At 65.7% G+C, this 15,356-nt stretch carries 17 protein-coding genes and 2 tRNA genes; 11 read left to right on the top strand and 8 right to left on the bottom strand.

Going from position 1 to position 15,356, the window contains the following annotated elements; genetic code table 11:
• The first annotated feature begins 9 nt into the window (after nucleotides 1–9).
• The 4 genes from P0D62_RS10075 to P0D62_RS10060 all read left to right on the top strand — a co-directional run bounded on the left by P0D62_RS10075 (nucleotide 10) and on the right by P0D62_RS10060 (nucleotide 3,085).
• Nucleotides 10–447 carry a single-stranded DNA-binding protein gene (locus P0D62_RS10075; RefSeq protein WP_275702505.1) on the top strand — a complete coding sequence of 146 codons (438 nt, stop codon included), beginning with the start codon at nucleotides 10–12 and terminating at the stop codon, nucleotides 445–447.
• Between the two features lie 11 nt (nucleotides 448–458).
• A complete protein-coding gene (locus tag P0D62_RS10070; protein ID WP_406708239.1) occupies nucleotides 459–1,022 on the top strand; it encodes a hypothetical protein in 564 nt (187 codons plus the stop codon).
• 3 nt (nucleotides 1,023–1,025) lie between these two features.
• Nucleotides 1,026–1,232: a hypothetical protein gene (locus tag P0D62_RS10065; protein WP_275702503.1), complete on the top strand. Its 207-nt coding sequence runs from the start codon at nucleotides 1,026–1,028 to the stop codon at nucleotides 1,230–1,232.
• 173 nt (nucleotides 1,233–1,405) lie between these two features.
• Nucleotides 1,406–3,085: a recombinase family protein gene (locus tag P0D62_RS10060; protein ID WP_275702502.1), complete on the top strand. Its 1,680-nt coding sequence runs from the start codon at nucleotides 1,406–1,408 to the stop codon at nucleotides 3,083–3,085.
• Here the strand turns inward: P0D62_RS10060 and P0D62_RS10055 are convergent.
• A tRNA-His gene (locus P0D62_RS10055) sits at nucleotides 3,078–3,153 on the bottom strand. The genes P0D62_RS10060 and P0D62_RS10055 overlap by 8 nt on opposite strands.
• 88 nt (nucleotides 3,154–3,241) lie before the next feature.
• On the bottom strand, nucleotides 3,242–3,868 hold the full coding sequence (gene orn, locus P0D62_RS10050) for an oligoribonuclease (protein WP_275702501.1): 627 nt from the start codon (nucleotides 3,866–3,868) through the stop codon (nucleotides 3,242–3,244).
• A gap of 96 nt (nucleotides 3,869–3,964) precedes the next feature.
• Between orn and P0D62_RS10045 the strand changes: the two genes are divergently transcribed.
• Nucleotides 3,965–4,037: transfer RNA gene (locus P0D62_RS10045), tRNA-Arg, on the top strand.
• Nucleotides 4,038–4,112: 75 nt separating this feature from the next.
• Here the strand turns inward: P0D62_RS10045 and P0D62_RS10040 are convergent.
• Nucleotides 4,113–4,265 (bottom strand): nuclear transport factor 2 family protein, encoded by a 153-nt coding sequence (locus P0D62_RS10040; RefSeq protein WP_275702500.1) that lies wholly within the window; start codon nucleotides 4,263–4,265, stop codon nucleotides 4,113–4,115.
• A 183-nt stretch (nucleotides 4,266–4,448) separates the two neighbouring features.
• Nucleotides 4,449–4,919 (bottom strand): MarR family winged helix-turn-helix transcriptional regulator, encoded by a 471-nt coding sequence (locus tag P0D62_RS10035; protein WP_275702499.1) that lies wholly within the window; start codon nucleotides 4,917–4,919, stop codon nucleotides 4,449–4,451.
• A gap of 94 nt (nucleotides 4,920–5,013) precedes the next feature.
• Here P0D62_RS10035 and P0D62_RS10030 point away from each other — a divergent pair, with 94 nt between their 5' ends.
• A complete protein-coding gene (locus P0D62_RS10030) occupies nucleotides 5,014–5,517 on the top strand; it encodes a carboxymuconolactone decarboxylase family protein (RefSeq protein ID WP_275702498.1) in 504 nt (167 codons plus the stop codon).
• Nucleotides 5,518–5,653: 136 nt separating this feature from the next.
• On the opposite strand, the gene P0D62_RS10025 is transcribed toward P0D62_RS10030, so the two are convergent.
• Together P0D62_RS10025 and P0D62_RS10020 are read right to left on the bottom strand one after the other, a co-directional pair.
• Nucleotides 5,654–6,148, bottom strand: coding sequence for an NUDIX hydrolase (locus tag P0D62_RS10025; RefSeq protein ID WP_275702497.1), 495 nt, complete (start codon nucleotides 6,146–6,148; stop codon nucleotides 5,654–5,656).
• Between the two features lie 237 nt (nucleotides 6,149–6,385).
• On the bottom strand, nucleotides 6,386–7,807 hold the full coding sequence (locus P0D62_RS10020) for an amidohydrolase family protein (RefSeq protein WP_275702496.1): 1,422 nt from the start codon (nucleotides 7,805–7,807) through the stop codon (nucleotides 6,386–6,388).
• 274 nt (nucleotides 7,808–8,081) lie between these two features.
• Here P0D62_RS10020 and P0D62_RS10015 point away from each other — a divergent pair, with 274 nt between their 5' ends.
• Nucleotides 8,082–8,351, top strand: a complete 270-nt coding sequence (locus P0D62_RS10015) for a DUF4342 domain-containing protein (protein WP_275702495.1) — start codon at nucleotides 8,082–8,084, stop codon at nucleotides 8,349–8,351.
• A gap of 23 nt (nucleotides 8,352–8,374) precedes the next feature.
• Here P0D62_RS10015 and P0D62_RS10010 read toward each other — a convergent pair whose 3' ends face one another.
• Complete coding sequence (locus tag P0D62_RS10010; protein ID WP_275702494.1) at nucleotides 8,375–10,126, bottom strand: DUF4012 domain-containing protein; 1,752 nt, start codon at nucleotides 10,124–10,126, stop codon at nucleotides 8,375–8,377.
• Nucleotides 10,127–10,151: 25 nt separating this feature from the next.
• Between P0D62_RS10010 and P0D62_RS10005 the strand changes: the two genes are divergently transcribed.
• The 3 genes from P0D62_RS10005 (at nucleotide 10,152) to P0D62_RS09995 (ending at nucleotide 12,709) form a co-directional block, all read left to right on the top strand.
• Complete coding sequence (locus P0D62_RS10005; RefSeq protein WP_275702493.1) at nucleotides 10,152–11,147, top strand: glycosyltransferase family protein; 996 nt, start codon at nucleotides 10,152–10,154, stop codon at nucleotides 11,145–11,147.
• A 64-nt stretch (nucleotides 11,148–11,211) separates the two neighbouring features.
• A complete protein-coding gene (locus P0D62_RS10000) occupies nucleotides 11,212–12,204 on the top strand; it encodes an AraC family transcriptional regulator (RefSeq protein ID WP_275702492.1) in 993 nt (330 codons plus the stop codon).
• A gap of 223 nt (nucleotides 12,205–12,427) precedes the next feature.
• A complete protein-coding gene (locus P0D62_RS09995; RefSeq protein ID WP_275702491.1) occupies nucleotides 12,428–12,709 on the top strand; it encodes a hypothetical protein in 282 nt (93 codons plus the stop codon).
• On the opposite strand, the gene P0D62_RS09990 is transcribed toward P0D62_RS09995, so the two are convergent.
• Nucleotides 12,699–14,117: a serine hydrolase domain-containing protein gene (locus tag P0D62_RS09990; protein WP_275702490.1), complete on the bottom strand. Its 1,419-nt coding sequence runs from the start codon at nucleotides 14,115–14,117 to the stop codon at nucleotides 12,699–12,701. The genes P0D62_RS09995 and P0D62_RS09990 overlap by 11 nt on opposite strands.
• A gap of 144 nt (nucleotides 14,118–14,261) precedes the next feature.
• Between P0D62_RS09990 and P0D62_RS09985 the strand changes: the two genes are divergently transcribed.
• Nucleotides 14,262–15,326, top strand: a complete 1,065-nt coding sequence (locus P0D62_RS09985) for an iron-siderophore ABC transporter substrate-binding protein (RefSeq protein ID WP_275702489.1) — start codon at nucleotides 14,262–14,264, stop codon at nucleotides 15,324–15,326.
• Nucleotides 15,327–15,356: the final 30 nt, after the last annotated feature.

Here is a 15,356-nt window from a genome sequence, read left to right as displayed (position 1 = left end):
GGCGCCATCATGGCCATTCACACCCACCAGTCCATCTCCGGTTTCGTCGCCTCGGACCCGCAGCTCAGCTACACCGAGCGCGGCGACGCGCGCCTCTACATGAAGGTCGGCATCGAGCACTACCGCAAGGAGCCCGATAACACCTTCACGCAACTGGAGACGACCTTCCACGACCTCATCGCGTATCGCGGTGCCGCCGAGCAGGGAGCCGAGCGGCTCGCCAAGGGCGACAACATCATCGCCGACGGGCGGGTGCGCGACTACTCCTACGAGCGCAACAGCCAGCGCTACGAAGGCGAGGAGTTCATCGCGACGCGCATCGGACACGACCTCGCCCGCACCCGCTACGAAGTGGATCGCAGCGAACGCACTTCCGGCCGTGACGCGACCGCGTTCGCCGCACCTCAGCAGGCTGTGCCGTCCACCGCGACGGCCATCGGAATGTGAGCAACCGAGCCATGACCGATCAGTTCCTCCCTGAGCACGACGACATGCCACCCGAGGCAGGCCCGGCGTCCCCGCGATTCGATGCGCCCGAGCCGCCGCACCCGGTCAACTGGAACCTGCTGACCGCCAACGATCTCGAAGCCGAGTTGCTCGAACTGAACCGCTGGGTGGACTGGCTGCGCCACACCTATGGACTCCCCGCAAGCGTCGTACCACCGTACTGGCACCGTCACCCCGAACTCCTCTGGGAACTGTCGGGGCTGCACCTGCACTGGCTGTGCGCGTACGACCCGGAGCAGAACGGGTCCGCGCCGCTGGGCTGGCACCGCGACTTCGCTGATGCCCGCGCTCGCCTTCGTGATTGGGTAGCGGCGTGCGGCACTCGGCTCGACCGGGACCGCCCGACTCGCCAGACGAGCTGGCCGGGCGAAGACCCTTCGCCGTCGATCGAAGACGCACCAATCACGGATCGCGACGAGGACTTCGTGCGGTTCGTGATCGACATGGTGGATGCGCGCCAGGAGGCAGAAGATGCCTTCTTCGCGGGCACCGACCCGGAGATCGGCGAGGTGTGAGTCGTGGCGCGCCGATATGAACGGAAGACCGCGCAGCGTCAGCAGAGCGAGCGCGAGCTGACGATCCGCGCCGAGTACCACGAGCCGCCCGACCTGGACAAGCTCTGCGAGCTGCTGATCCGCCTGGCGCTCCAGCAGTCGGGCTCCTGCCGCTCGGAGGGCGCCGCGCGACCGAAGCGCCCTCGTGCCAGGGCGAGCGCGTCGTCGTAGAATGTTGGCATCCGTCGCGGATGGCGGATGTTGTGGTCCTAGCGCTTCGCCTCGGCGGGGCAAAGTGAACGTGGCCGACTCGGCCTAGTCCTACAGCCTTCGGGCTCTTCTCACGATCAACATCCGCTCTCACAAGTCCGCGTCGGCAGGACCAGTGACTGTGGAGAAGAGCCATGACGATCATCGACGCGGACCGCACCGCGATAGACAGCCTCGTAGCACCCACCCCGTTCCCCGGATCGTTCGCCGTCTCGTACCTGCGGGTCTCCACGAAGGAGCAGGCGGAGAAGGGCGGCCAGGCGGAGGGCTTCTCGATCCCCGCGCAGCGCGAGGCGAACCAGCGCAAGGCCGACCAGCTCGGCGCAACAATCATCGAGGAGTTCGTCGACGCTGGCGAATCCGCGCGCAAGGCCGACCGGCCCGAGCTGATGCGGATGATCCAGTACGTCGCGAAGCACAAGACGAACTACTGCATCGTCCACAAGGTCGACCGGCTCGCCCGGAACCGTGCCGATGACGTGACCATCCACCTCGCACTCAAGGACGCTGGCGTCACGCTGGTCTCGGCCACGGAGAACATCGACGAGACCCCATCGGGGATGCTGCTGCACGGCATCATGTCCTCGATTGCCGAGTTCTACTCCCGCAACCTCGCCACCGAGGTCGTCAAGGGCCTGTCGCAGAAGGCCGCGCAGGGCGGCACCGTGACGAAGGCACCCATCGGCTACCTCAACGTCGGGGTACGAGACGAGTTCGGGCGGGAGGTACGCACCGTCGAGATCGACGAAGAGCGTGCGCGATTGGTCCGGTGGGCGTTCCAGGTGTTCGCATCCGGCGACTGGACGACCAGCCAACTCCACCAGGAACTCGTGGCGCGAGGGCTCACGACAGCAGCGTCGCCGCGACGACCATCCAGGCCCATCGCGAAGTCGTCGGTGCACCGGATGCTGACGAACCCGTACTACAAGGGCAGCGTCCGCTATCAGGGCGTGACCTACGCCGGAGCGCACGAGGCCATCGTCCCCAATGAAGTCTGGGACCAGGTGCAGACCGTGCTCGGCACGCACCGCTCGGCTGCGGATGCGACGCAAGTCCATGAGCACTACTTGAAGGGCACAGTGTTCTGCGGGCAGTGCGGGTCGCGGCTACTGGTGTGCAACGCGAAGAGCAGCCAGGGCACGATCTACCCGTACTTCGTGTGCGCCAGCCGCCACGGCGGCAGAGGTGACTGCACCCGGCAGGCGATGCTCATCGAGCAGGTCGAACGCCTCATCGAGCGCTTCTACACCAAGGTGCAGATCGACCCGGAAACCATCGAGGCGGTCTCGGCGATGATCCATGCCCGGTTCGACGAGATGATGACCGAAGGAGCTGCCGAACTCGCCGACCTCGCGTCCCGGAGGACCCAGCTCGAAGGCGAGCAGCAGAAGCTGCTCCAAGCTCACTACGCCGGAGCCATCCCACTCGACCTCCTCAAGAAGGAACAGGACCGGATCACCGCCTCGTTGGAGACCATCGAACACCGGATCACCGCGCACCACGGCCACTACGCCAGTGCGCGAGAGAACCTCGACGACTCCCTGAAACTGCTGTCCAACGCCGCCGACATCTACGAGCACGCCGACGACGCGAACCGACGACTCATCAATCAGGCGCTGTTCAAGGCGATCTACATCGACGAGGACAACGACGTGCGCGTCGGCTACCGCAACCCGTACGACGGGCTGAGCCTGTCCGGCCTCCATGCCGACGCACTGAGCTGGGCCGCCGAGGCAAAGAAGATGGGCCAGGCGCGAACCGCGACCAAGGGCGGACCCTTGGTCGCAAGTTCACACCTGACCCGTTTGGGGTGAGTAACGGGACTTGAACCCGCGACATCCTGGACCACAACCAGGTGCTCTACCAGCTGAGCTATACCCACCATCGTCGTCGGTTGCCCGGCGACCAGGAAACAATAGCGTACGTCGCCGTGTCACGGGAAATCGATCCCGCCCCGACCGACGACGCGGTCAGACGTCGGCGGGGCGGGCCCCGGTCAGAGCGCCCTGGTGGCGCTTGGCGATCTCAGCCAGCTCCGAAGACGATGGCCCGGGCTGCGGCACGAAGACGGCATCGCGGTAGTAGCGCAGCTCCTCGATCGACTCCTGAATGTCGGCCAGGGCGCGGTGGTTTCCGACCTTCGCCGGCGCCTGGAAACGCACCCGCGGATACCAGCGTCGCGCCAGCTCTTTGATGGAGGAGACGTCGACGTTGCGGTAGTGCACGAAGCCCTCGAGTGCGGGCATGTCGCGAGCGAGAAAGGCGCGGTCGGTGCCGATGGTGTTGCCGGCCAGCGGCGCCTTGCCTTCGGTGGGGACGTAAGTGCGGATGTAGTCGAGCACCTGGGCCTCGGCGGCGGCGAGGGTGGTGCCGGAAGCCAGCTCATCGAGCAGACCGGACTTGGTGTGCATGTTGCGCACGAAGTCGCCCATGTTGGCCAACTGCTCGTCGGTGGGTTTGATCAGGACGTCTACACCGTCACCGAGCACGTTCAACTCGCCGTCGGTGACCAGCGCCGCCACCTCGATGAGCGCGTCGCCGGCCAGGTCGAGCCCGGTCATCTCGCAGTCGATCCACACCAAATGATTGTTAGCCACCCGCACAGCCTAGTAGCAGCCTGCGACAGGGGGTGACCATCACCCCGGACGGGCAGCCGCTACACTCAGCCTGTAGTAGCCACCACAGGCTACGAGGCCCCAGTAGCTCAGCGGATAGAGCAACAGCCTTCTAATCTGTAGTGCGCAGGTTCGAGTCCTGCCTGGGGCGCTCGTCGAGCGTGTTGAGACACGGAGTCGACCCAACCAACCTGACGCGCATAGTCCGGGGTTTCACAAAGCAGCTCTAATGACCGGCGAGTGGCGTGTTCTGATACCCCGCGAACAGCCAGTGCCCCTCGAGCCTCTGCGCGACAAGAGAGTAGACAGTGCACTTGTTGCCGTCGCTGGATCGGTTGTCCAGGTACTCGATATGCCCGTGGGCGATGAGCAGAGCCACAGCGAAGGTGTATCGCAGGAGACCACACACGGACGTGCTCCCGGCGGAAATCCTGCGAGGCGAGTACGAGACTCACTAGAGGATCGAAGACTCGATCCCTTCGGAGCGTCAGCTCCTAGACATTTGCTTCCAGGAGGAACGCTACCAGGGTGGGCACGCGCTCCAGAAGAGACGCCCAGCACCTCACGCCAGCCACCCGGCGTGGTCGACCCGAAGGGCTCGCTCTCCCACCAGCACCCGGAGACCCTCATGCATGCCGTCCAACTCCTCGACACCGATCTGTTCTCCCCACTCCCGGTAGACCTCGTCGAAGACCACAGCGCTCTTCTCCAGCATGTCGATGCCACGCGCCGTCGGCACGACGATCTTGCGGCGCGCATCCGCGGGATCGCGCGACGCCGCGACGTACCCCATCTCGGTCAGGCGCTCGATGGTCTTCGATGCGGCCTGCTTGGTGACACCGAGCGCGCGCGCCACCTCGCCCGTCGTCGACCCCGCCCCCACCGCCTGCATCGCGAACCCGTGAGCCGGTCGAAGATCGGCATGCCCCCGATCCGCTAGCCGGCGATGGGCTTCTTCGACCAGCACTCGGAAGCCGGACAGGAGCAGGAACGGAAGCTCATAACCCGGCTTGCGTAGCGATTCGTCCTTCATCCCCGTCTCTTTCGTCAACTCTATTGACTATCTACGACGCCGAGCCTAGCATGATGTTTTCGTCAACTCAGTTGACAACTACGAAGGAGTCACCATGCCATTCCCACGCCACACGATCGACACCGCACCGGCGGAGTCCCAACCAGCCCTCGCCGCCATCCAGCGCAAGTTCGGCGCCATCCCGCCGGCCGCTGCGGCGCAGGCAACATCCCCTCGCCTGCTGAACGGATTCCTCGAGGCGAACAAGAGTTTTGAGGAAAGCTCCCTTCCTGAGGTCGCGCGCGAGGTGGTCACGCTGTGCGTCGCCGCTCGCAACGAGTGCCACACATGCATCGCCATCCACAGCCGGGTGCTGACGCGCCTCGGCCACCCTGACTTCGCCCGCCGGATACTCGAGAACTCACCGCTGCCCGGCCCTCAGCTCGAATCGGTTCGAGTCTTCACGATCCAGCTGCTCGATCACACCGGCGCCGTCACCGACGAGGAACTACGCGCGTTTCTCGACGCCGGACACACCTTGGAGCAGGCATTGGAGGTCGTGTTCGGGATCGGCGTCTACACCATGTCCACCTTCGCCAACAGACTGGTTCGCGCCTGAGCACGACGAGATCCACACTTGCGCACGCAACACGCCGCACGGCCTCGTCGTCGGGACCACACAGATCCGAGCCCTCCTCGACGATCAACCGCTCAGTCAACGCGAGATCGGCCAGCACACAGAGCGCGCCGTGGCTTTATCCCTCAGACCAACGCGATGATCCTGCGCTCTTAGCACCCTGAGCGCGGCGCGGACCGGCAGCTAGCGATACCGCGAGATCGACGATGCCCGCCCGTGGCGCGTCCAGGCTCAGCACATCGGCGAGCGGGATCCAACGAGCGAAATCGGTGGATCCTCCCTCCTCCGTGGTGCCCAGCGTCCCGCCGACGATGGTGGCGGAAAAGAGGAAGCGCTGCGAACGAAACGGCCTTGGACTACGCACAGATCGTGCCCCCGTGAAGTGATGCGCAACGAGCAACTCCCCCACCTCGACGTGATACCCCGTCTCCTCGTACACCTCGCGCACCACCGCGTCGGTCAGGGTCTCGTCGTACTCCACCCCACCGCCGGGCAGCGTCCAGGAGGGGGTGGCCACGCCTTCGCCGTTGAACCAGCTCAGCAGGATCTCGTCGGCCTCGTTGAGGATCACGGCATAGGCACCCAGCCGCGTGTCGTACTCGGTGAAGTGCATGACCCCAGAGTATTGAGGGGGCTCGCCGAATCTGACCAGTCCATAGACATCTCATCGTCGCGGCCATGATGAAGACAGGATCGGGGCTGATTCCGTCAGCCAGGACAGCCTGTCGAGAGGGAGCGGGGTTATGGACGTCAGCATGCCGATATTTCCAACCCCGCTAACCAAAGGTCGTCGGGCAACGGAACGGAATCAACCCCGCTGAGCCATCCAACACCAACGCTCGAGTTGCGCTCAGACCAGCGCACCGTCCCGCGCAACGATCGCTCCGGCCTTGACCACGACGATGCGCGCAGCCTGAGTCAGGATCGCGTTCGCCGCGCTGTCGGTATCGAGAAGCACCAGATCGGCGTTGCATCCGACTCCGACGCCATAGCCTTCCAGCCCGGCGTTGCGCGCCGGGTTATACGTGATCATGTCGAACACCTTCTCCAGATCCTCTGGATAGGCGTACTGCATGACGTGGGATCCGACCAGCGCCTCTTGAAGCAGGTCAGCGTTGCCGTAGGGCCGCCATGCGTCGCGGATGTTGTCGGACGCGAAGGCCGTGTTCACGCCGTTCTTGAGGAACAGGTCGAGACGGGTCGTCCCGCGGCGTCGCGGCACCTCCTGCTTCCGGCCCATCAAGAACATGTTGCACGACGGCAGGGAGATGACATTGCTGCCGGACCGCGCCGCCTTGGCGATGACCGCGTCCAGATCGTTCTGATCGACGCCGAGCGCGTCCAGTGCGGTCAGGTGCCCACAGCTGAGCTTGTCGCCGAGGCCAAGTCTGATCGCGTGATCCAGAATGTGATTGTATTCGGTGAAATCGGGCGTGTCCTGCTCATTGACGTGAAGATCGACGGGCAACCCACTGCTCTCCGCAAAAGCGAAGAGGGAATCGATATTCGCAAGGTCGGAACCTACCGAGAAATATCCACCGATGAAGTCGACCTGACCGTTTTCCACGTACTTCTCATAGTCTGTTCGCGTGAGCTGCGTAAAACTTTCTTTCTCTGTCGCTGCAGACCAGGGAACGATCGCCTTGAGGTCGATCCGGCCGGCGTACTCCTCCTTCAGCTCGGTGATGGCCTGGACGCCAATCTCACCCCAGGTGGTGTGCGTCTTGATGGTGCCGGTGCCTCGCGCGATCGCCCAGTCGATCACGGTCGTCATGCGCTCCTTGACCTTGACGACGATGTCCGCCTGGGAAGTGCCCGCGTCAATCAGGCGTGCCATGTAGGCACGCTCGGCCATTCCTGCGGTCGAATAGCCGAAGCCATCGCTCTGATCAGACGCGTACCAGGCCTCCTCGTTGGCCTTGACGTCGGCGCGATAGGCGTCGTCATCCCAGAGGAGAGCCTTGTCAAGGTGGGTGTGGGTATCCACGAAGCTCGGAGCGAGGAACTTGCCCTCACCGCTGACAACCTCGGTTGCCCGCTTCGGATCGACCGTACCCACCTCCGCGATCTTGCCGTCCTTGATCGCCACGTCGGCCACCTGGCCGAGCTTCGAGACGAACGCCCCGGCGATGACCAGATCGAACTCACCAGTCCCTGGGGAAGCAGATATGCCCGCACCACTCTCCTTGTGATCCGGAGTGGATCCACCGTCAGTCCCACCATCATTGGCGCACGAAGCAAGGAAAGGGACGGCCGCAAAACCAGCAGCCATTCCCGCCAATGATCGACGACTTACTTCAGGTCCACCATTCGACACGAGAACCACTCCTTCTTAGCGGCGGCGCAATAGCGGCCGCGGAAACGCTCGGCGGCAGATACCGCCTTCTTACGGAAAGAGTATCCACTGCCCCTGTTTCGCCAATCTGCCGGGGTTGTTTCCGAAATGTAAAACTGCCTCGACTGTCGATGGAGGTACATGATTTGCCTCAACGGGGAGAATGGGGGCAACGGCCGGCGACGTCGGCCCCGGCGATGGAGTGAGCGACATGAGCGATGAGAGCAAGACCGAAGAGTTCGAGGTCACACTCGGCAACGTGGTCGACAAGGTCATGGAGCTGATCCGAGAGGGCAACGTGCGGCGGATCACGCTGCGACGCGAAGGCAAGACGCTGCTCGAGATCCCCCTCAATGCCGGCCTCACGGTGGGTGCGGTGACAGCCCTGGTCGCTCCGCTCCTGCTCGGCGTCGGCGCGATCGCCGCCGTGGTCAGCAAGGTGACCATCGTCGTCGAACGCCCGTCAGACCCCACCGACTAGGCGATCCCCGAGGAGTCTCAGCCTCAGCGGCTGCAGCTGTCGTCGACGGTCACCTTCGTGGGGTGCACCATGGGGGTCGTCCACGCATCGAGCGGACCGGTTTCCGTGGCGGGGCCCGTGAATCGGGCTCCGACGGTCACCGTCTCACCGCCGAGCGGGTTGACCGTCATGAAGGACGGAGTGGGGCGTCCCAGATCCTCCATGTCGAGCGCACGCCACTTCCACGCCTTGTCACGATCGGTTTCGCCGAGCCGCTCGGTCACCTTGGTACCGGGCGGTCCGTAGAGGAACACCTGGGTGCGATAGATCTTGGTCTCCACGTCACCACCCGTCACATACGAGGACAACGTCCGCGCCTTGTCCTTGGTCAGATCGAGGCCGACCGTCGCGCTGACATCGTAGGTGACGGTGCCGTCGATGTTGCAGGTCGCTGTGACCTCGGCCTCTGTGCGCATGTAGTAGTCGATCTTCGACCCCAGCGAGGCGTCACGGAAGTAGACACCGACCACGGTGTCGGGCAGGTTGCTGGCGGGCAGCACCCCGGAGAGCCTCCAAGGTGTGATCATCTCTTGGATCTCGGGGTCGGCACTCCAGAACATCAGGCTGCCGGCGTCGATGCTGTCCCTGACCGCTGACACCAGGGCCCCCGGATCGAAGTCGCCTTCGACCACGCTGTCCATGACCGCAACCGCGACTTCCTTGAAGATGCCGTCGACCTCGCCTGACTCCCCGGGCTCATAGAGCTCATACGCGTCGCTGAGCAGGAAGGCCACCACGTTGTCGCTGGTCAGCTCGCGTCCGTCCACGGTGACGGGACCAGTGGCCCGCATGATCCGCGCCATGGCAAGGGGGTCGATCGAGACGGCACCGTCGACGGGTTCCGGGTCGATGTCCCGATGCCAGAGCGCGATGATCGTCCGGGCCGCCGTGGGCCAGTCGGGCCGACCGACGGCGGTGTTGACGTTGTTGATCAGGTACTCGTTGTAGAGGTCCAGCGCGCTTTGATCGATCTCCACATCGGCGTGTACGCCCCACTGATATTGCTTGCTGTCGGCTTGCTTGACGATCTTCAGTTCGCCGTCCGACACATGCAGCAGGCTCTGCGATGCGGCACTGCCACCCAGCGCCAACGTCTCCGCATTGCTCTGCCCGACGAGGAGATAGTTGCGCTCGCCGTCAGCGCCGAGCATTCCGGGCAGCACCTGCAGCACCGGGTCGACGGTTCCCATCACTTCGGCAACCTGCTCGATAGGACCACGCAGCTGCGACACCAGGCTGTCACTGCGTCCCACGTCTTGAAGCTGCGCGTTGAGCTCATGGACCCGCGGCGCCGAGCTTTGCAGCACCGGCAACACGCGCGTCAGCATCGGATCGTCACTGTCGCTCTTCAGCGCATTCAGCGCCGGCACGCCGAGCCCGCCGGCGAGCGCGTCCAAGGTCTCGGCGGCCAGGCGGGCGGCTCGGAGGTTGTCCCCCGCCCACGGCACGTACTCGGCGGCCGTCCACACCAGGCTGTCGGTGGCCTCGGCAGCCCGCGCTCCATGCTCCGCCATGACGGTGAGGCCTTGCTCCGCGTCGCCGTCACGCAGTCCGGACAAGCTTGCCTGTGCGGCCATCAATTCGTTGCGCACGGTGAGCACCTTCAGCCCCAACCAGACGCCGGCACCGATCAGGGCGACGAGCACCACCGCCACCGTGATGCCCACCCACCTCGCTGTGCGTCGACGCTGAGACTGACGGGAAACGCGGCGTGACGCGCCTGTGTGAGCGGGCATGGCGCCATCGTACAGAGTGACTACGATGAACGACATGCAGCGTTCGGACATCCCAGGTTCGTGGGCGCGCCTTTTCGGGCGGTTCACCGGACGCCGACAGCCGGCCGCCCGCCCTCGGTTGAACTGGGCGATCGACACCGCGGCCACACCGGGGCGCTGGGGTGACCAGTGGGGCGACACCTACTTCGCGATCTCGCTGGCACGAGCGTTGCGCCGACTCGATCAGAGCGTTCAGATCGACCGTCGCGACACCCGCGACAGGGACAGCCGCAGCCAGGACGACGTTGTGGTCACGCTGCGCGGCCTGGAACGGGTGACCCCTCGCCCCGGTCCGCTGCATCTGTTGTGGGTGATCTCGCATCCCGACAAGGTGGATGCCGACGAGGCCCGCTCCTACGACGCCGTATTCGCCGCCTCCCCGTCCTGGGCTGCCGCTCGAAGCGCCGAGTGGGGCATCCCGGTGTCACCGCTGCTGCAATGCACCGACCCAGAGTTCTTCCATCCCGGCCGCACCCTGCCTGGAGCTACAGAAGGAGTGCTGTTCGTCGGCAACGCGCGACGCGGCTCGCATCGTCCTGTCGTGGAAGCGGCGGCTGAGGCGGGAGCTCGACCCCGGATCTTCGGAACCGGCTGGGAGGAGACTCATGTGGCTTCACACCTGGCCGGTACCCGGATCCCCAACGACGACCTGGGCGCGCACTATGCCGCCGCCACGGTGGTGCTGAGCGATCACTGGGACGACATGCGACGGGCTGGGTTCCTCTCCAACCGCCTGTTCGACGCCGTGGCGTGCGGAGCGCGGGTGCTGAGCGACTCGATCGACGGGCTGGATCTCTTCGACGGCTGCGTGGTGGGCTGCGAGTCGTCCGACGACGTGCGAGAGGCACTCGCGTCGGACCCGGAGCAGGTGTGGCCCGACCTGGCGCACCGAATGGCTGTCGCCGAACGGATTCGCTCGGAGCACTCTTTCGAGCGGCGCGCCGAAGCACTGCTGACTCGGGCCTTGGAGCTCCGGAGCTAGCGTCGGCGCCACGTTTTGGCGGAACGGACGCGCAAAGAAGCCCCGAGTCGTGCCACAATGCCTCATGCAATCAACGGCGAGCACGCGAAATCAGATCTGGCTCGCCCGTACTCTTCGGTCGCTCCGGATGCGAAGCAGGCTCTATTGCCACGCGGACCTGAGTGCCCCGTGGTCACTGGAGATACCGGCTATCCCCGACTCACTCACGTTCCATCTGCTCACTTCGGGAGCGTGCTGGATCCGCATGCCAGGGTCGGTTCCGATGGAGCTGCGCGGGGGCGACCTGGCGCTCATCCTCGACGGCCAGGGGCATGAACTGGTCAGCTCGCCGGACGAGCCCGAGGGCCCTCGCATCGACCGCGTCCCCCAGGAACGCGTGAGCGAGCGCTACTCGCAGTTGCGGTATGGCGGCGCGGGCCGTGCGTCGCAGCTGATCTACGGCGTCGTGTCGTTCGAGGACGCCGCCGCGCGCGAGCTGATGCGCGCCATGCCGCCCGTCCTGATCATCCGACGCGATTCCGCGCTCGCCGAGTCCTTCCTCAGGGACACCACCCGGCTCATGAGCAGCGAGCTCGCCCAGCCCCGAACGGGCGAAGAGGCCGTCGCGACCAGATTGGCCGACATCCTCGTCGTTCAGGCACTGCGCTGCTGGATCGCCACCAAGGCCGACGCCACCACCGGATGGTTGAGGGCCCTCCAGGATGAGCGCATCGGTCGGGCCCTCGAGGCGATCCACTCGGATCCGGGCCGCTCCTGGACCCTGGACCAACTGGCCGACGTCGCCGGCATGGCCCGCTCCTCGTTCACCGCACGCTTCTCCAGGCTCGTCGGCGAGCCTCCGATCTCCTACCTCATCCGGTGGCGGATGAACCTGGCCTTGACCAGGCTTCGGGAGGACGACGTCCCGGTCGCGCACGTAGCCGAGGAGACGGGCTATCGCTCTGAGGCCGCGTTCAACCGGGCGTTCACGCGCGTCATCGGCCGCAACCCCGGTGCCGTGCGCCGCGACTATCGACCGAACCGGCCGCCCCACTCGAACAACCCCTGGAGCCGCTAGGCTCGCCGCTTCGGCTGAGAGACACGCGGCCGTCCGGGCGCGTTCGGATTCGGAGCGATATCTCCTACATCACGTCATAGTTAGAGCTTTTCGCTGTCTTCTTGTGTAGAAAGACACAACGGTGCCCTTCTGGATGGCACACGATCGGGAGGTCCGATCACCGCGATCCGGGGCGTTGACAGGCTTCATCCGTTCGGACGAAGCCAGTGACGAGGGGAAGAAGATGGATACTGCCATCGCGCACTACAACGTGGTTACGAGCGACCGATTCCGACGGCGCCCGGCGTGCAAGGACGCCACGGCGATCGGCATCGCTATCGTGCTGAGCATGATCGCGCTCCTCGTCGGCACCCACCACATCGGGTTCACCGATCCCGCGGATGGGGCGCCGATCGTGCGTGCTGGTCTGCCCGACGCCTTGATGTCCCTCCTCGTCCTCCCCCTGGCAATGACCACCATCGCGGTCGGGACCGCCCGTCGTCGCGGGGCTGCGTTCAGAAGCTGAACGAGGCGGTCGACAGCGGGTCAGCGCCCGTGAGCGCAACCAGCCTCCAGTCGAGCCTCACGGATCCGGCCGCCGGATCGATGCGGACGAGGACGGTGTGAGGAGTCTCCACCAGACGCACCTGAGCGACGAAGACGGCACCCTCCCACGCACCGCTAGCCACCACCGGAATCTCCGGTCCTCTCGGCGTGGGCCACGACGATTCCACCCACTTCCCGTCGCCGATCACCGTGACCAACTCCCCCGCCGGATGCTGAATGCGCAGGATGTGGCCGTCCTCGACAGCCTCCAGGCTCGCTGCCGCGAAGGTGTCGGGCAGCTGGGAGGCCGGATCGCGCGTCACCGTCGACGATTCCCTGCGCTCCGGGCCGCCCAGCGCCGGATGCACAAGGGCACTCAGCCGCTCGGCGAGTTCGCGATCGGCCTCGACGTCCGGGGTGGCGTCGACGGCGGGTAGGAGATGGGCCCACAGCCGGTCGAGCACGTCCTGCATCACGTCCACCTCTGAGGTGATCGCCACCACGACGTCCTGCTCAGGTAGCACCACCGCGAACTGTCCGAAAGCTCCGTCGCCGCGGAAGCCGTGACGCTGTCCCCAGAACGAATAGCCATAACCGCAGCCCCAGTCGCCGACGCCGTCGCTGGCCAAGGACGGAGCGCTGGGGACGGGAGCGAGCGCGGCGAAGCCCTCCGGAACGATCCGCCTCCCCTGCCAGAGACCGCCGTCCAGCCAGGTCTGCGCCAGCGCGAGGATCGACGACGTGGTGAAAGACATTCCGCTGAAGCCGAGGTCGCGGCCTTGGTAGGTGCGCTGCGCTTTCGCGGGAGCGCCGCCGAACGGATCGAGAAGAAGTCGTCGGATGTGCGACGAGACGGGCTCACCGGTGGCCGCGGCGATGGCCTGCGCGACGAGGTAGGTGCCCGCCTGGTTGTATGCCCAGACCTGGCCGGGCTCGTCGTCGGGGATGCGGTCGAGGACCAAGGACAGCAACGGGTCGCCATCGTGCGGTCCGGCGGGGTTGGGTTCTGCGTCGCCGCGCCAATTCCAGACGTCCTCGGTGTGCCCGACGGTCATGGTGATGCAGTGTCGCACGGTCACCCGTCGCCAGATCTCCGGCACGTCGTCGAGGTCGGTGAGGTAGGAGAGCACGGGCGCATCCAGGTCGATGAGCCCTCGTTCCGCCACGTCGCCCAGTACCGTCGCCGTAAAGCTCTTGGTCAGCGAGTAGCCCAGGTGCACTCGGTCGCGGGCATAAGGCGCCCACCATCCCTCGGCGATCACATGGCCACGGCGGGCGATCATCAGCGAGTGGTATCCGTGTCCGGGGGTCTCGAAGGAGTCGAGGAGGGCCAGCAGGCCTCGGGCGTCTACGCCCTGAGCGGACGGGGTACTGCGCGGCATCGTCATGGGCGCCAATCTATTGCACTGCACGATTGCGCAGACCTCGACTTCCTGCTTAGGGTATTAGGTAAGCATTGCCTTACATAAGTGTCGCGTCCCGTCGGATGCACTCGGCATGCCCACCACCAGTCGAAAGTGAGATTCCCCCTCATGCGCTTCCGCAGAATGCTCGCCGCCGCCATCGGCGCCACCGCACTCGCCCTCTCCGCCTGCTCCTCCGGCACCCCCACGCCGGCCGACCCCACCACCTCCGCTCCGACGACCTCCCCGTCCGCGAGCGGCGAGGCCTCCACAACCGGTCAGGCCTACCCCATCGTCATCGAGCACGCGCTCGGCACCACCACCATCCCGGCCAAGCCAGAGCGCGTCGCCACCGTCAACTGGGCCAACCACGAGGTGCCTCTGGCGCTCGGCGTGGTGCCCGTCGGCATGGCCGCTGCCAACTTCGGCGACGACGACGGCGACGGCCTGCTGCCCTGGGTCTCCGAGAAGCTCACCGAGCTGGGCGCCGAGACCCCCGTCCTCTTCGACGAGACCGATGGCATCGACTTCGAGGCCGTCGCCGACACCAAGCCCGACGTGATCCTCGCCGCCTACTCCGGCCTCACGCAGGAGGATTACGACACCCTCAGCGAGATCGCCCCCACCGTCGCCTACCCCGAGGCCGCCTGGTCCACGTCGTGGCGCGACGTGATCCGCTTCAACGCTCAGGGCATGGGCATGGCCGCTGAGGGCGACGAGCTGATCGCGACCCTCGAGAAGCAGATCACCGACACGGTGGCCGCCCACCCGGGTCTCGAGGGCAAGGCGACCATGTTCGTGACGCACGTCGACACCGCCGACCTGAGCAAGGTGAACTTCTACACCGCCAACGACACCCGCGCCGCGTTCTTCGAGGATCTCGGCCTCACCACCCCGGCCGCCGTGGCCGAGGCCTCCGCCGCGGGCGAGTTCTCCGGCAGCGTCAGCGCCGAGCAGGTAGACATGTTCGACGACGTCGACCTGATCGTCACCTACGGCGACCAGGCACTGGTCGACACCCTGAAGGCCGACCCGCTGCTCTCGCAGATGCCCGCCATCAAGAACGACGCGGTGGTCTTCCTCGACGGCAGCGGCCCGCTGGGCACTGCCGCCAACCCCACGCCGCTGTCGATCTCGTGGGTGCTCGACGACTACGTCGCGATGCTGGCCGAGGCCGCGAACAAGGCGAGCTGATTCCCCAGACGACCGCTAACGCGCCGGGCG

This window comes from Tessaracoccus caeni (genome assembly GCF_029211185.1).
Lineage (GTDB): Bacteria > Actinomycetota > Actinomycetes > Propionibacteriales > Propionibacteriaceae > Arachnia > Arachnia caeni.
The sequence above is the reverse complement of the archived record's forward strand: the minus strand, read 5'-3'. Positions and strand labels throughout refer to the sequence as shown.

Excerpts from the sequence above, each read along its gene's own strand:
- P0D62_RS10075 (WP_275702505.1), top strand. The coding sequence starts at position 10 with ATGGCCATTCACACCCACCAGTCCATCTCCGGTTTCGTCGCCTCGGAC.
- P0D62_RS10070 (WP_406708239.1), top strand. The coding sequence starts at position 459 with ATGACCGATCAGTTCCTCCCTGAGCACGACGACATGCCACCCGAGGCA.
- P0D62_RS10060 (WP_275702502.1), top strand. The coding sequence starts at position 1,406 with ATGACGATCATCGACGCGGACCGCACCGCGATAGACAGCCTCGTAGCA.
- P0D62_RS10035 (WP_275702499.1), bottom strand. The coding sequence starts at position 4,919 with ATGAAGGACGAATCGCTACGCAAGCCGGGTTATGAGCTTCCGTTCCTG.
- P0D62_RS10030 (WP_275702498.1), top strand. The coding sequence starts at position 5,014 with ATGCCATTCCCACGCCACACGATCGACACCGCACCGGCGGAGTCCCAA.
- P0D62_RS10025 (WP_275702497.1), bottom strand. The coding sequence starts at position 6,148 with ATGCACTTCACCGAGTACGACACGCGGCTGGGTGCCTATGCCGTGATC.
- P0D62_RS10020 (WP_275702496.1), bottom strand. The coding sequence starts at position 7,807 with ATGGCTGCTGGTTTTGCGGCCGTCCCTTTCCTTGCTTCGTGCGCCAAT.
- P0D62_RS10015 (WP_275702495.1), top strand. The coding sequence starts at position 8,082 with ATGAGCGATGAGAGCAAGACCGAAGAGTTCGAGGTCACACTCGGCAAC.
- P0D62_RS10010 (WP_275702494.1), bottom strand. The coding sequence starts at position 10,126 with ATGCCCGCTCACACAGGCGCGTCACGCCGCGTTTCCCGTCAGTCTCAG.
- P0D62_RS10005 (WP_275702493.1), top strand. The coding sequence starts at position 10,152 with ATGAACGACATGCAGCGTTCGGACATCCCAGGTTCGTGGGCGCGCCTT.
- P0D62_RS10000 (WP_275702492.1), top strand. The coding sequence starts at position 11,212 with ATGCAATCAACGGCGAGCACGCGAAATCAGATCTGGCTCGCCCGTACT.
- P0D62_RS09995 (WP_275702491.1), top strand. The coding sequence starts at position 12,428 with ATGGATACTGCCATCGCGCACTACAACGTGGTTACGAGCGACCGATTC.
- P0D62_RS09990 (WP_275702490.1), bottom strand. The coding sequence starts at position 14,117 with ATGACGATGCCGCGCAGTACCCCGTCCGCTCAGGGCGTAGACGCCCGA.
- P0D62_RS09985 (WP_275702489.1), top strand. The coding sequence starts at position 14,262 with ATGCGCTTCCGCAGAATGCTCGCCGCCGCCATCGGCGCCACCGCACTC.